General features: G+C 68.9%; 14 protein-coding genes. 2 read left to right on the top strand and 12 right to left on the bottom strand.

What is annotated here, in order from left to right:
* Positions 1-383: 383 nt before the first annotated feature.
* From tyrS to HFP15_RS38635, 11 genes are all read right to left on the bottom strand, one after another.
* Complete coding sequence (tyrS, locus tag HFP15_RS38585) at positions 384-1,658, bottom strand: tyrosine--tRNA ligase (RefSeq protein WP_168522919.1); 1,275 nt, start codon at positions 1,656-1,658, stop codon at positions 384-386.
* Positions 1,659-1,688: 30 nt separating this feature from the next.
* Positions 1,689-2,306 (bottom strand): DNA-3-methyladenine glycosylase, encoded by a 618-nt coding sequence (locus HFP15_RS38590; RefSeq protein ID WP_168522921.1) that lies wholly within the window; start codon positions 2,304-2,306, stop codon positions 1,689-1,691.
* Between the two features lie 73 nt (positions 2,307-2,379).
* Complete coding sequence (gene argH / locus HFP15_RS38595; protein WP_168522923.1) at positions 2,380-3,792, bottom strand: argininosuccinate lyase; 1,413 nt, start codon at positions 3,790-3,792, stop codon at positions 2,380-2,382.
* 5 nt (positions 3,793-3,797) lie between these two features.
* Complete coding sequence (locus HFP15_RS38600; RefSeq protein ID WP_168522925.1) at positions 3,798-4,997, bottom strand: argininosuccinate synthase; 1,200 nt, start codon at positions 4,995-4,997, stop codon at positions 3,798-3,800.
* Entirely contained in the window at positions 4,990-5,508 is a 519-nt protein-coding gene (locus tag HFP15_RS38605; protein WP_168522969.1) for an arginine repressor, read from the bottom strand. Before HFP15_RS38605 ends, HFP15_RS38600 begins: the two co-directional genes overlap by 8 nt.
* The gene (argF, locus tag HFP15_RS38610; RefSeq protein WP_168522926.1) at positions 5,505-6,431 is read right to left on the bottom strand and encodes an ornithine carbamoyltransferase; all 927 of its coding nucleotides are present in this window, start codon (positions 6,429-6,431) and stop codon (positions 5,505-5,507) included. Before argF ends, HFP15_RS38605 begins: the two co-directional genes overlap by 4 nt.
* A 1-nt stretch (position 6,432) precedes the next feature.
* Entirely contained in the window at positions 6,433-7,629 is a 1,197-nt protein-coding gene (locus tag HFP15_RS38615; protein ID WP_168522928.1) for an acetylornithine transaminase, read from the bottom strand.
* The gene (argB, locus tag HFP15_RS38620; RefSeq protein ID WP_168522930.1) at positions 7,626-8,546 is read right to left on the bottom strand and encodes an acetylglutamate kinase; all 921 of its coding nucleotides are present in this window, start codon (positions 8,544-8,546) and stop codon (positions 7,626-7,628) included. The genes HFP15_RS38615 and argB overlap by 4 nt, the downstream gene beginning before the upstream one ends.
* A complete protein-coding gene (gene argJ / locus HFP15_RS38625) occupies positions 8,543-9,703 on the bottom strand; it encodes a bifunctional glutamate N-acetyltransferase/amino-acid acetyltransferase ArgJ (RefSeq protein WP_168522932.1) in 1,161 nt (386 codons plus the stop codon). Before argJ ends, argB begins: the two co-directional genes overlap by 4 nt.
* Positions 9,700-10,728: an N-acetyl-gamma-glutamyl-phosphate reductase gene (argC, locus tag HFP15_RS38630; protein ID WP_168522934.1), complete on the bottom strand. Its 1,029-nt coding sequence runs from the start codon at positions 10,726-10,728 to the stop codon at positions 9,700-9,702. The genes argJ and argC overlap by 4 nt, the downstream gene beginning before the upstream one ends.
* Before the next feature lie 141 nt (positions 10,729-10,869).
* Entirely contained in the window at positions 10,870-11,358 is a 489-nt protein-coding gene (locus HFP15_RS38635; RefSeq protein WP_168522936.1) for a helix-turn-helix domain containing protein, read from the bottom strand.
* A gap of 126 nt (positions 11,359-11,484) precedes the next feature.
* Between HFP15_RS38635 and HFP15_RS38640 the strand changes: the two genes are divergently transcribed.
* A complete protein-coding gene (locus HFP15_RS38640) occupies positions 11,485-12,087 on the top strand; it encodes a DUF4240 domain-containing protein (RefSeq protein WP_168522938.1) in 603 nt (200 codons plus the stop codon).
* Here the strand turns inward: HFP15_RS38640 and HFP15_RS38645 are convergent.
* Complete coding sequence (locus HFP15_RS38645) at positions 12,074-13,672, bottom strand: alpha/beta hydrolase (protein ID WP_168522940.1); 1,599 nt, start codon at positions 13,670-13,672, stop codon at positions 12,074-12,076. The genes HFP15_RS38640 and HFP15_RS38645 overlap by 14 nt on opposite strands.
* 127 nt (positions 13,673-13,799) lie before the next feature.
* On the opposite strand from HFP15_RS38645, the gene HFP15_RS38650 reads away from it, so the two are divergent.
* Positions 13,800-14,489 carry a DNA alkylation repair protein gene (locus tag HFP15_RS38650; RefSeq protein WP_168522941.1) on the top strand — a complete coding sequence of 230 codons (690 nt, stop codon included), beginning with the start codon at positions 13,800-13,802 and terminating at the stop codon, positions 14,487-14,489.
* The last annotated feature ends 15 nt before the right edge of the window (positions 14,490-14,504 follow it).

A 14,504-nucleotide genomic window follows, 5' to 3' on the forward strand; every position in this document is an offset into this window, starting at 1 on the left:
AGAAATCGATCGACTCGATCTCAAAGAAACCCCAAACGGGATTCACAAAAACAAACAAAGCTCTACTGGCTTAGTTCACTAGCACACTGTTGAGTTCTCAAACAACACGCGACTCTCGGCCGCACTAAGCTTTTATCTTTTGCCGGGCGACACCGTACCCCATCCAAAATCCGGAGATTCATTCGGGGGTTGTGGACTTCGTCCGACCAGGACCACCCACTCTACCACAACTTGGCGGGAGCTTGGTTCGTGATCCCTCGCCTGGTACCCCGTCCCTTCGGGGCTCTCACCCCGTCGGCCCGGTCTCCCTGGCGACGAAGAAAAGATTACATGCCTGGAAAACCGGGCCGAACAGGGGGGTCCCTTAAAGACGAAGCTGCAGGTCAGGCCAGCAGACGGACGCCGCCGGTGGTCCGCTTGCCGCGGCGCACGACGAGCCACTTGCCGTGCAGCGTCCCGTCGACCTCCGGACGCCACTCCTCGTCGGTGATCTTGACGTTGTTCACGTACGCGCCGCCTTCCTTCACGGTGCGGCGTGCGGCGCCCTTGCTGTCCACAAGCCCTGGGGCGATGAGCAGATCGATGATCGTCGGCTGGTCGGCAAGGCGCACCTCACCGGTGGGCACCTCGCGCATCACCGCGTCGACGGTCGCCTCGGACAGCTCGCCGAGCTCTCCCCTGCCGAACAGCGCCTGGCTCGCCATCGTCACCTGACGAGTCTGGTCCGCACCGTGCACGAGCGTGGTGAGTTCTTCGGCGAGCTTCCGCTGCCCCGCCCGCAGCTGTGGCTTGTCCACGGTGAGCTGTTCCAGCTCGGCGATCTCGTCCCGGCTGAGGAAGGTGAACATCTTCAGGTACGGGACGACCTCGGCATCACCCACATTGACGAAGTACTGGAACCATGCGTACGGCGAGGTCATCGACGGGTCCAGCCAGAGGTTGCCGCCTCCGGTCGACTTACCGAACTTGCGGCCCTCCGAGTCCGTGACAAGCGGTGTCGTCAGCGCATGCGCGCTGCCGCCGTCGACCTTGCGGATGTAGTCGACCCCGCCGACGATGTTGCCCCACTGGTCCGATCCGCCGATCTGCAGCTTCGTGCCGTACTTCCGGAACAGCTGCAGGTAGTCGTAGGACTGCAGGAGCAGGTAGCTGAATTCGGTGTAGGACATGCCGTCGGAAGCCAGCCGCCGCTTCACGGTCTCCCTCGCCAGCATCACGTTGATCGAGAAGTGCTTGCCGACATCGCGCAGGAAGTCGAGTGCGCTGACATCGGCGAACCAGTTCATGTTGTTCTCGATGACCGCGCCGGTCGGCGAATCGTCGAACGTCACGAACTTCTCCAGCTGACCGCCGATGCGTTCCAGACGCTGCGCGATGACCTCGCGGCTCACCAGCGTGCGCTCGCCGACGTCGCGGGGGTCGCCGATCTGGCCGGTGGCGCCGCCGGCCAGCACGATCGGACGGTGTCCGGCGCGCTGGAACCGGGCCAGTGTCAGCAGCTGCACGAGATTGCCCGCGTGCAGGCTGTCGGCCGTGGGGTCGAAGCCGCCGTAGAGCGTGAGCGGACCGGCGTCCAGATCCTTGCGAAGCGCGTCGATGTCGGTGGACTGCGCGACGAGCCCGCGCCAGGACAGTTCGTCGAGAATGTGTTCGCTCACGATTCGATCCTCTCTTACGAGGTCAACCGACTATTTGGCGGGTCTGGCCCGGCCGCCACGGCGGTAGGCGGACACCGCGGGCGAGCCCTCGACCCAGAAGCGCCACGGGGTGTCGTGGGCCGCCGCGACGCCGACTCGCGGCCCGTTGCGGATCTGAGCCGGCGCGATCTCGTCGCCGGTGAGCAGCCGAACGGGCGAGGCTGGATCGACGAGGTCGGCTCCGTTGTGCTGCGGGCCGATGCCCAGCGCGGAGGTCAGGCGCGCCGGCCCCTGGGCCAGTTCGGCCTCCTTGCGCGCGGCTTTCCGGCGCGCGTGGGCGAGCGGGCCGCCTTCGGTGATCTCGGCCGCCCGGAGCAGCACCGCGCCGGCCTCACCGTCTTCGCGGCCGACGACGTTGGCACAGAAATGCATGCCGTAGACGAAGTAGACGTAGAGGTGACCGGCCGGCCCCCACATGACCTCGTTGCGGGCGGTCCTGCCGCGATAGCAGTGCGACGCCGGATCGTCCTGCCCGCGGTATGCCTCGACCTCCACCAGCCGGGCGCCCACGATGCCCTCCGGCGTCGTCGTCTCGATCACGGCACCCAGCAGCAGGTGGGCGAGATCGATCGGGTCGACGGCGAGTTCCTCGCGTTTGAACAACCTCATCGCGGCGACCAGTCCCCCGTGCTGCCAGGATCCGGTGTCACGTCGACCGGGTGACCGACCGCCACCGCGCCGGTCAGCCGACCCATTCGCGGAAATCCGCCACGCGCCCGGTGAGCCGGTCGAGTTGCTCGGCGACCCTGGACGGCGCCGTGCCCCCGCGGGCGTCGCGGGACGCCACCGAACCCTCGACCGTGAGCACCTCACGCACCTGCGGCGTCAACGCCGGGTGAATCGTCCGCAGCTCGTCGTCGGTCAGATCCTCCAGGCCCGCACCGCGGGATTCGGCGACCCGCACGCACTCCCCCGCCGCCTCGTGCGCGACGCGGAACGGAACACCCTGGCGTACAAGCCATTCCGCGATGTCCGTGGCGAGGGTGAACCCCGCCGGGGCGAGCTCGGCCAGCCGGCCGGTGTGGAAGGTCAGGGTGCCGATCATGCCCGCGATGGCCGGGAACAGCAGCTCCAGCTGTTCCACGGAATCGAAGACCGGTTCCTTGTCCTCCTGCAGATCCCGGTTGTAGGCCAGCGGCATCGCCTTCAACGTGGCCAGCAGGCCGGTCAGGTTGCCGATCAGCCGGCCGGACTTGCCGCGGGTCAGCTCCGCGACGTCCGGGTTCTTCTTCTGCGGCATGATCGAGCTGCCGGTCGCCCACGCGTCGTCGAGGGTGACGTAGCCGAACTCGGCCGTGTTCCAGATGATCACCTCTTCGGCGATCCTGGACAGGTTCACCCCGAGCATCGCCAGGACGAACGCGAACTCGGCGGCGAAGTCCCGCGACGCCGTGCCGTCGATCGAGTTCTCGACACTGGTGCCGAAACCCAGCTCGCGCGCGACGGCATCCGGGTCCAGGCCCAGCGAGGAACCCGCGAGCGCACCGGAGCCGTAGGGCGACTCGGCCGTGCGGTCGTCCCAGTCACGCAGGCGGGAGACGTCGCGCAGCAGAGCGTGCGCGTGCGCGAGCAGGTGGTGCGCCAGCAGCACCGGCTGCGCGTGCTGCAGGTGCGTGCGACCGGGCAGCACCGCATCCGGATACCGCTTCGCCTGCGCCACCAGGGAATCGATCACGTCGAGGGTGCCCGCGGCGACCCGGCGGGCCGCATCGCGCAGCCACATCCGGAACAGGGTGGCCACCTGGTCGTTGCGCGACCGCCCGGCCCGCAGCTTGCCGCCCAGCTCCGGTCCGGCGCGTTCCAGCAGCCCGCGTTCGAGGGCCGTGTGCACGTCCTCGTCCTCGAGTACCGGGGTGAACGCGCCGGAGGACACGTCCTCGGCAAGCTGGTCGAGTGCCTTCAGCATCCCGGCCAGCTCGTCGTCGGTGAGCAGGCCCGCGCCGCGCAGCACGCGTGCGTGGGCGCGGGAACCCGCGATGTCGTAGGGCGCCAGGCGCCAGTCGAAGTGGGTCGAAGCCGACAGCTTCGCCATCGCCTCGGCCGGTCCGCTGGCGAACCTGCCGCCCCACAACTGAACGGGCTGCTTGTCAGCCATGAACCTCAGCTCTTCTGGTCGCGCTTCGCGGCGATCTTGCTCGGCAGGCCCCACAACTGGACGAAGCCTTTCGCCAGCGACTGGTCGAAGGTGTCGCCCTCGTCGTAGGTGGCCAGGTTGAAGTCGTACAGCGACTGCTCGCTGCGACGGCCGGTCACCACGGCGGTGCCGGCGTGCAGGCGCAGCCGGATCTCACCGGTCACGTGCTGCTGGCTCTTCGCGATGAACGAGTCCAGCGCGTCCTTCAGCGGCGAGAACCACAGGCCGTCGTAGACCAGCTCGGTCCACCGCTGGCTGACCTGCCGCTTGAACCGGGCCAGGTCCCGCTCGACCGTGACGTTCTCCAGCTCCTGATGCGCGGTGATCAGCGCCATCGCGCCCGGCGCCTCGTAGACCTCGCGGCTCTTGATACCGACGAGACGGTCCTCGACCATGTCCAGGCGGCCGATGCCCTGTGCGCCCGCCCGCTTGTTGAGCTGCTGGATCGCTTCGAGCATCGTCACGGGCTTGCCGTCGATCGCGGTCGGCACGCCCTTCTCGAACGTGATCACCAGCTCGTCCGGCGCCTGGAAGTTGACCGTCGGGTCCTCGGTGTAGGAGTAGACGTCCTTGGTGGGCGCGTTCCACAGGTCCTCGAGGAAGCCGGTCTCCACAGCGCGGCCCCACACGTTCTGGTCGATCGAGAACGGGGACTTCTTGGTCACGTCGATCGGCAGGTTGCGCTGCTCGGCGTAGGCGATCGCCTTCTCACGGGTCCACGCGAAGTCACGCACCGGCGCGATCACCTTGAGGTCGGGCACCAGCGCACCGAGGCCGACCTCGAAACGGACCTGGTCGTTGCCCTTGCCCGTGCAGCCGTGCGCGACCGTGGTGGCGTTGTGGTACTTCGCCGCCTCCGCGAGGTGCTTGACGATGACCGGCCGGGACAGCGCCGACACCAGCGGGTAACGGTCCATGTAGAGCGCGTCGGCCTGCAGCGCGGGCAGGCAGTACTGCTCGGCGAACTCGTCACGCGCGTCGGCGACGACGGCCTCGACCGCCCCACAGTCCAGCGCGCGCCGGCGGATGGTCTCCAGGTCCTCGCCACCCTGGCCGAGGTCGACGGCCACGGCCACCACCTCGGCCCCGGTCTCCTCGGCGATCCAGCCGATACCCACCGAGGTGTCCAGCCCGCCCGAGTACGCGAGCACCACCCGTTCAGTCATTCCCGTTCTCCTTGCCGTGTTCAACGTCCAAAGTAGACGACCGCCGCGCGAGCGCGGTGAAGCGGTCGGCCAGGTCCCGTCCGGACAGCGGTTCCCTGGCGATCACCGCTACCGTGTCGTCGCCGGCGATCGACCCGACGACCTCTTCCAGCGCCGCCCGGTCGATCGCGCTGGCCAGGAACTGCGCCGCGCCCGGCGGCGTGCGCAGCACCGTGAGGTTGCCCGAGGCGTCCACCGAAACCATCAGCTCCGCCAGCAACCGCGACAACCGGGTGGTGCCACCCTGCACTCCGCGCACCGGGCTGCCGTCCTCGGGGATCACGTACACCGGCGCGCCGGAGTCCGCGCCCCGCAGCTTGACCGCGCCGAGCTCGTCCAGGTCCCGTGACAAGGTAGCCTGCGTGACCTCGACGCCCTCGGCGGCCAGCAGCTTCGCCAGCTCCGTCTGGCTGCGGATGGCCATCGTGGACACCAGCTCGGTGATCCTCGCCTGGCGCGCCGCGCGGCTTATCGTCGTTCGCTCAGCAACCACACCAACAACGCTTTCTGTGCGTGCAGACGGTTTTCGGCCTCGTCCCACACGGCGCTGGCCGGGCCGTCGAGCACCTCGTCGGTGATCTCCCAGCCGCGATGCGCCGGCAGGCAGTGCAGCACGATCGCGTCCGGCGCCGCCTTGCCCAGCAGCTCGGAGTTGATCTGCAGTTTGCGGAACGGCGTGACCCGGTCCAGCCCGTCGTTCTCCTGCCCCATCGAGGTCCAGGTGTCGGTGACCAGTACGTCGGCGCCTTCCACCGCGGCCTCGGCCTCGGTGAACACGGTGGCGCTGCCGCCGGTCTGCTCCGCGCGTTCCTTCGCCGCGAGCGTCACCTCCTGCAGCGGCTGGAAACCCTCCGGTGTGACGACCCGGACGTTGAGCCCCGCGGTGGCACCACCCAGCATCAGCGAATGCGCCATGTTGTTGGCGCCGTCGCCGAGGTAGGTCAGCGTCAGCCCGGCCAGTTCGCCCTTGCGCTCGCGGATGGTCTGCAGGTCCGCGAGCACCTGGCACGGATGGAACTCATCGGTCAGCGCGTTGACCACCGGCACCGTCGCGGCCGAGGCCATCGCGTTGATCCGCTGCTGCGCGAAGGTCCGCCACACGACCGCGTCGACATAGCGCGAAAGCACCCGCGCGGTGTCCTCGATCGTCTCCTCACGGCCCAGCTGCATCGAGCGGCCGTCCACGATGATCGGGTGACCGCCCAGCTGCGCGATGCCGACCTCGAAGGACAGTCGGGTGCGCGTGGAGTTCTTCTCGAACAGCACGGCGACCGACTTCGGCCCCGCCAGCGCGCGGTTGCCGAGCGGATCCTTCTTCAGTTCGTCGGCGAGGTCGAGAACCGCGAGCTGCTCCTCGGGAGTCAGATCGTCGTCGCGGAGGAAGTGGCGGGGCATGTCAGTCCTTCGTGGCGGTGTCGAGCACGTTCGGGAGTGCGGTGAGGAAACCGTGGGCCTGCTCCTCGGTGAGGACCAGGGGCGGAGCCAGCCGGATGGTGTCCGGAGCCACCGGGTTGACAAGGTAACCGGCCTCCTGGGCGGCCTTCGCGACCGCCGGGGCGACGGCTTCCCGCAACGCGATCCCGATCAGCAGGCCCGCGCCGCGCACGCCGCCGACGAGGGGATGCCGCATCTCCTCGACGCCGGCGGCGATGTCCTTGCCGAGCGCGGACACGTGGTGGTTGAGGTTGTCCTTCGTGATGGCGCGCAGCACCGCGAGCCCGGCGGCGCAGGACACCGGGTTGCCGCCGAACGTGGTGCCGTGCTGGCCCGGTTTGAGCAGGTCACCGGCCGCACCGACGCCGATCGTGGCGCCCAGCGGGAGCCCGCCGCCCAGCCCCTTGGCCAGCGTGATGACGTCCGGGGTGATCCCGGCGCGCTGGAAGGCGAACCACACGCCCGTGCGGGCGATGCCGGTCTGCACCTCGTCGAGGACGAGCAGCGAGCCCGTCTCCTTGGTGATCTCGCGAGCGGCCTGCAGGAAGCCGTCGGGTGCGGGAATCACGCCGCCCTCGCCGAGGATCGGCTCCAGCACGACGGCCGCCGTGTCGGTGTCCACCGCCGCGCGCAACGCGTCGATGTCGCCGAAGGGGATGTGAGTGACGCCGGGCATGAGCGGCTCGAACGGCTCGCGCTTCGCGGGCTGGCCGGTGAGCGCGAGCGAGCCCATGGTGCGACCGTGGAAGGCGCCCTCGCAGGCGACGATCTTGGTGCGGCCGGTCAGCCTGCTGATCTTGATCGCGGCCTCGTTGGCCTCGGCACCGGAATTGCTGAACAGCACCTTGGCGTTGCCGGACAGGCCCGCGACGTCGAGCAGCGCCTCGGCCAGCTCGACGGCGACCGGGTTGATGTAGAGGTTCGAGGTGTGCCCGAGCGTGCTGATCTGCTCGGTCACGGCACGGACGATCTCGGGGTGCGCGTGGCCCAGCGCGTTGACCGCGATGCCGCCGAGCAGGTCGATGTACTCCTTGCCGTCGGCGTCCCACACGCGGGCGCCCTCGCCGCGTACCAGGGTCAGCTGCGGGGTGCCGTAGTTGTCCATCAGCGCGGACTGCCAGTGCGCCTGGCCGTCCACATTGGACGCTAGCTGGTTCATTCGAGCTCCTCTTCGGGCAGGACCATGGTGCCGATGCCGCGGGATGTGAAGACTTCGAGCAGAACGGAGTGCGCGAGGCGCCCGTCGATGACATGTGCGCGGCTGACCCCGCCCCGCACCGCCTTCACACAGGCCTCCATCTTGGGGATCATGCCGCTGGCCAGTTCCGGCAGCATCTGTTCGAGCCGGTCGACCCGGATCCGGTCGATCAGCGACGACCGGTCCGGCCAGTTGGCGTAGAGGCCCTCGACGTCGGTCAGCACGACCAGCTTCTCCGCCCCGAGCGCGGCGGCGAGCGCCCCGGCGGCGGTGTCGGCGTTGACGTTGTGGACCACGCCGTCGGCGTCCGGGGCGACCGTCGAGACGACCGGGATGCGCCCGGCGTTGACAATGTCGAGCACCGCGTCCGGGTTGACCGAGGCGACCTCGCCGACGAGGCCGACATCGACCGCCTCCCCGTTGACGGTCGCGTGCTTGCGCTCGGCGATGAACAGCTGCGCGTCCTCCCCCGAGATGCCGACCGCGTACGGGCCGTGCGCGTTGATCAGCCCGACCAGTTCGCGGCTGACCTGGCCGACCAGCACCATGCGGACGATGTCCATCGTTTCGGGCGTGGTGACCCGCAGGCCGCCTTTGAATTCACCGACGAGCCCGACTCGCTTGAGCATCGCGGTGATCTGCGGGCCACCCCCGTGCACCACGACCGGGCGCAGGCCCGCGAGCCGCAGGAACACCATGTCCTGCGCGAACGCGTGCTTGAGCTGATCGTCGATCATCGCGTTGCCGCCGTACTTGACCACGACGGTGGCGCCGTGGAAGCGCTGCAGCCACGGCAGCGCCTCGATGAGCACCCCGGCTTTCTCGGCCGCGGTGGCGAGCCGCTCGTCGGCGGCGATCAGGTCTTCTGGCGGGGTCATGAGGAGTAGGCGCTGTTCTCTTCGACGTAGCCGTGGGACAGGTCGGTGGTGTAGACGGTCGTGGTGCTGGCACCGACGCCGAGATCGATCACGATCTCGATCGCGCGGCCGGACAGATCGGCCTCGGAGCGGTCGGCGGCGGGCACACCGTTGGCGAAGAGCGTGACGCCGTTGATCGTGATCGACACCGCGTTGGCGTCCACCTCGGCCCGGGCGCGGCCGACCGCCATCGCGACCCGGCCCCAGTTCGGATCGGACCCGAACAGCGCGGTCTTGACCAGGTTGTCCTCGGCGACCGTGCGGGCGACGGTGATCGCGTCCTGCTCGCTGGCGGCGCCGCAGACCACGATGTCGACGTCCTTCGTGGCGCCCTCGGAGTCGGCACGCAACTGGTGCACCAGGTCCAGGCTGACCGCGGTCAGCAGTTCGGTGAAGTCGTCAAGACCCGGGGAGACCGCGCTGGCGCCGGAGGACAGCAGCAGGACGGTGTCGTTCGTGGACGTGCCGCCGTCGACGTCGAGCCGGTCGAACGTGGCCCGCGTGGCCGCCCGCAGCGCGGCGTCGAGCGCGTCCGGTTCGAGGGCCGCGTCCGTGGTGATCACCGACAGCATGGTGGCGAGGTTGGGCGCGAGCATGCCCGCCCCCTTGGCCATGCCGCCGATGCTCCAGCCGTGCTGATGGGATTTCCAGCTCTGCTTGGGTTTGGTGTCGGTGGTCATGATCGCGGTCGCCGCCGCGAGGCCCGACTCCGGTGTGGCCTCCAGCGCCTTGGCCGCGGTGTCCACCCCGGACAGCACGGCGTCCATCGGCAGCCGCTCCCCGATCAGGCCGGTGGAGCAGACCGCGATCTCGATGGCGCCGGTGTCCAGCACCTCCGCGACCTTCTCGGCGGTCGCGTGCGTGTCCTGGAAACCGCCGGGACCGGTGGCGGCGTTGGCACCGCCCGAGTTGAGCACGACCGCGCGCAGGCGCTGGTGGCGCAGCACCTCCTGCGACCACAGCACGGGCGCGGCCTTGATCACGTTGCGGGTGAACACGCCGGCGGCGGCCTGCTGCGGTCCGTCGTTGACGACGAGCGCGAGGTCGAGCGCGCCGGAGGCCTTGATTCCGGCGGCCACCCCGGCAGCCCGGAAGCCCTTGGGGCCGGTGACGGTCACGGTGCGACTCCTACGGTGGAAAGCCCGGTGGTTTCGGGGTATCCGAGCGCGATGTTCATGGACTGCACCGCTCCCCCGGCGGTGCCCTTGGTCAGGTTGTCGATCGAGGCGATGACGATGAGCCGCCGGGCGTCGCCGTCGACCGTGACCTGCAGTTGCACGTTGTTCGACCCCAGCGTCGCCGCGGTGGCCGGCCAGGCTCCCTCGGGCAGCACCTGGACGAACGGCTCGGCGTCGTAGGCCTTCTCGTACACCGCGCGCGCGGCCGCGGTGTCGACGTCGGACAGCAGCGCCGCGCTGGCCGTGGTGAGGATGCCCCGGGGCATCGGCGCGAGCACCGGGGTGAACGACACCACGACACGCTGCCCCGCGACCCCGCTGAGGTTCTGGGCGAACTCCGGCGTGTGCCGGTGCGTCCCGCCGACCCCGTACGCACTCGCGGAGCCCATCGTTTCCGAGCCCAGCAGGTGCGGCTTGAGGCTCTTGCCCGCACCTGAGGTGCCCGTCACCGACACCACATGGACGTTCGGTTCGATCAGCCCGGCCGCCAGGGCCGGGGCGAGCGCGAGCGTGCCGCCGGTCGGGAAGCAGCCGGGCACGGCGATGCGTTTGGTACCGGCCAGCTTCTCCCTGGCGCCGGGAAGCTCCGGCAGGCCGTAGGGCCAGTTGCCCGCGTGGTCGCCGCCGTACCAGCGCTGCCAGTCGGCGGAGTCGGCGAGCCGGTGATCCGCGCCGAGATCCACCACGAGCACGTCCGGGCCGAGTTGCGCCGCGATCTCCGCCGAATGACCATGCGGGAGAGCAAGGAACACGACATCGTGCCCGGCCAGCGTGTCGGCGGTGGTCTCGCGCAGCACACGGTCCGCCAGCGGCGCCAGGTGGGGCTGGTGCCGGCCGAGCGGGGTGCCGGCGCTGCTCGCTGCGGTTAGCGTGCCGATTTCCACTTCCGGGTGCACGAGGAGCAGGCGCAGGAGCTCCCCGCCCGCGTACCCGCTCGCACCCGCGACCGCGACCCTTACCGTCATGCGTATGATTATGCATGAGCGCGCAAGTTCAATCAATCCAGGGTGTCGCCGCCGTCCGGCCGAACTCCGAACACCTGTGAAGGCGTGCCAACCTGGGAACCGGCGGGTCGGCCCGGACTTCCCGTCCGACCTGCCTGGCCGTCAGGGACTGGCGCTTTCACCCCCGGCACGCCGTTGACTGGGCGGCTCCGGTAGGTATTGTCCCGGTCGCTCAGGATCGCAGCCGACTCTGGGCAGGCGAACCCGGACCCCGCCGGGTGAGCGTTCGAAATGCAGCGCGATCTCCTCCAGGGAATCGCCCGCGATCCACCGCCGCTCGAGTTCGGCGTCGAGCTCCGCGCTCCACGGGCGCCCACGCTGCGCGGGCCGCTCCCCCGCTCTTCGCGTTCCCGATTGAGCCAGCGCGGTGTGCTGACGCAGGGTCGCCGACAGAACCGACCCCAGTGAACCGGCGGCGACCGAGGCGACCTCGATCTGGCCGTCCGCGACGACTTCGTCCCGTGGACCTTCGGCGCTGATGCTCACGACCAGCCGGTCGGGCTGGTCACCACCCGGCAGCGTGGTGACCTCGATGGAAAACATGGTGTCGCCGGACCGGACTTTGCTCCGGTGCTCCTCGATGATGTTCATGCCCGGCACGCTAGCGGCACCCACCGACAATTCTCGTCACGATGCGCACCAGGCCGGACACGAACCGAAATTGTCGGTACCCCGCTCTACCGTGTCCCCAGCAGTTCGAAACACACTGGGGGAAACATGAATGAACGTCGTTTCTGGCGTCTCGTCAGACGGGCGCACACCGCGGAGCGCGACGAAACCGCGCCGATCATCGCCCTTCTACTGGGCCTGCTGCACCAGGAAGCGGCGCCTGACGTGATTCGTTTCCACCGCAGGCTCGCCGAGGTTCACCGCCGCGCGTACCGATGGGACCTGTGGACGGCGTTCCGCATCGTGCTGGGCGAGGTGGACGCCGCGCTGTTCTCGGATGCCGTCAGCTGGCTCATTCTTCGCGGTAAGCGAACATTCCGCCGGACGCTGGTCGATCCCGATTTTCTCGCGTCGCTGCCGGTCGAGCGCGTCGACCTCGCCGCGGCGGGGCGCCTGCTCGGCCTCGCGCACGAAAGGCTGACGCCGTCCCACGATCCCGATGCCGACCTGCTGCTCATCCAGCAGGCGATCAGCGAAGCGCTGCGCGTGCCCCGCTCGAGTCCGGTGCCGCCGGGCGAGCTGCCCTCGATGGACGGGGAATCGCTTCGGGCACGCTATCCGCGGCTGTGCGGGCGCTATCCACTGGACGGGATCGCCGCCCCGGTCCAGGTCGCACCGGGGCGGCGGCGGGATGTGGTCAGCGATGCGTGACCGAGTCCAGAAGCGCCTGGCGCAGTTCCGCAGGCTGCTTTCCGTTCCCCATCGCATCGTCCGATTTGGACTCCGCCGCGCCCGCGGGCACCGGATCGGGCAGCGGTGCGCACGTGGTGTCCGGACCGTTGCCCGGTTTACGCGGCGGCAGCTTGCCGGTCGCGAGATAGTCGGCCACCTGGTCGTCCACACACGCGTCACCGGAAAGGGAGTCGGCGTGCGTGGCGCCCCCGGGTTCACCGATCAGGCTGGAGTTCGGGAATCGCTTACGCACCTCGACGCTTCCGGCGAACGGTGTCGCGGCGTCGAGTTCCTCGCCGATCAGCAGAGCACTGGCCACCTTCGTGCCGTCCACGTTCACCGGCGTGCCTGCCTTGGCCGGCCAGGACACACACGGCGCGTTGTACCACGCGTTGCCCCACGTCTCGAAGGGCGCGCGGAAGTAGGTGGCCCAGTTGTCGGCGCGCCACTTGTTCCAGTTGGTCGGCCACTGCACGTCGGTGCACTGCACCGCGTTGTAAACGGCGAACCCGTTGTCATCGCCGGGGCTGCTGGAATCGTCGTAGAGCGCCTTGAGTGTCTTCCAGTCGCTGTTGTGCACCCACCCGGCGAACGCGCGCGCCATATCCTCCCAGCCGAACCGGTAGTAACCCGCCTGCAGGAAGATGTCGGTCCACTCGTCGGGGCCGATCACTCCCCCTGCCGGGTTCTTGGCCAGGTCGCGCTGCGCGGCATACCAGCGATCCTCGACCACGTCGCCGGAAGTTCCGAGGTGGTAGACGTTGTCGTACTTCGCGATCCAGTCGAAGTAGATCTTGATGTTGCGGTCGAACGCCACGTCCTGGCCGAGATTGGCCTGGTACCACACCTTGCGCGGGTCGACGTTGCTGTCGAGCACCATCCGCCGGACCCGGTCGGGGTGCAGCGTCGCGTACACCTGGCCGAGGTAGGTGCCGTAGGAGAAGCCGTAGTAGTTGATCTGTTGCCGGCCGAGCGCCTTGCGCAGCGAGTCCATGTCCTGCGCGACGTCGGTGGTCTTCATGTGCTCGAGCAGCGCGCCGTTCTTCGCGCAGGCGCCCGCATAGCCCTTCGACGACGCCAGCCAGGTCTGTTCCAGTTGCGGCGTGGTCGGCACATATCCGGGCCGGTCGTACTTGAAGTAACCGGGATCGCAGGACAACGCGGGTTTGCTGGCGCCGACGCCCCGCGGGTCGAAGCCGATCCAGTCGTAGGACGAGCCGGCGCCATTGGGCACCGACTTACCGAGCACGGACAGGCCGAGCCCCGAACCGCCGGGGCCGCCGGGGTTCACCAGCATCACGCCCTGCGATTGCGCCGTCGTGTGCCGGACCTGCGACACCGCGAGCGAAACCGTCGCGCCGGCCGGGTTGGCGTGGTCGAGCGGTACGTCGAGGAAGCCGCATTCGGCGCCTGCCTTCCGCAGCTTCGCCGACTCGCACGCTCCCCAGACGATCGGCGCCGGCGTGAAATCGGGTGTGGCGGGGGCGGCCGACGCGGAGGGCATCGCCGTCAGGCAGCCCGCCAGCACACCGACCGCCGCGATCGCGGAGACGAGTTTGTTCACTTCGGTCCTTTTCGTCGACATTTCCGCCGCGTTCGGGCGGAAGCGAGCCACGTTTCGGACCAACCTCTCGGATGGGGGCCGTTTTCGCCACCCCACTTTAGTTTGAAGTTGACGCTAGCCTTGGCCGGTGGAGATCGTGGACGAACTCGTGACCGCGGTACGAAGTGGACTGCGCGAGGTGGGCGATCCGGCGAAGGCTCCGGACATGCGGCGCTACATGAAGTCCGAGATGCCCTTCCACGGCGTGCCCAAACCCGTTCGCGAGAAGCTGACCCGGCGCCTGTTCGCCGAGTTTCCGTTGCCGGACAAGGCTTCTTTCGTGGTGGCCGCGCAGAAGCTGTGGCGCGAAGCGGCATTCCGGGAGGAACGCTACGTGGCGATCGACCTGACCGGGTACCACGCCTACCGGATGTGGCAGGGCCGCGATCTGCTACCGGTGTACGAGGAGTTCGTGGTGACCGGCGCGTGGTGGGACTACGTGGACGAGGTCGCGAGCCGCCGCATCGGCCCCCTGTTGCGCGCCGATCCCGCGGCGATCGGCCCCGTCATGCGCCGGTGGGCCACGGACGACGACCACTGGCGGCGGCGCACCGCGATCATCTGCCAGCTCATGTCCAGGGAGGAGACGGATCTGGATCTGCTGACCTACGCGATCGAAGCAAGCATCACGGAGACTGATTTCTTCCTGCGCAAGGGAATCGGATGGGCATTGCGCCAGTACGCACGAGTTGACGCGGCGTGGGTGGCCCGGTTCGTCGACACGCATGCGGAGCTGTCGCCATTGTCAGTGCGGGAGGCACTCAAGCACATTCGCTGATCGGGCGCCGCACGT

This window comes from Amycolatopsis acididurans (genome assembly GCF_012328925.1).
Lineage (GTDB): Bacteria > Actinomycetota > Actinomycetes > Mycobacteriales > Pseudonocardiaceae > Amycolatopsis_E > Amycolatopsis_E acididurans.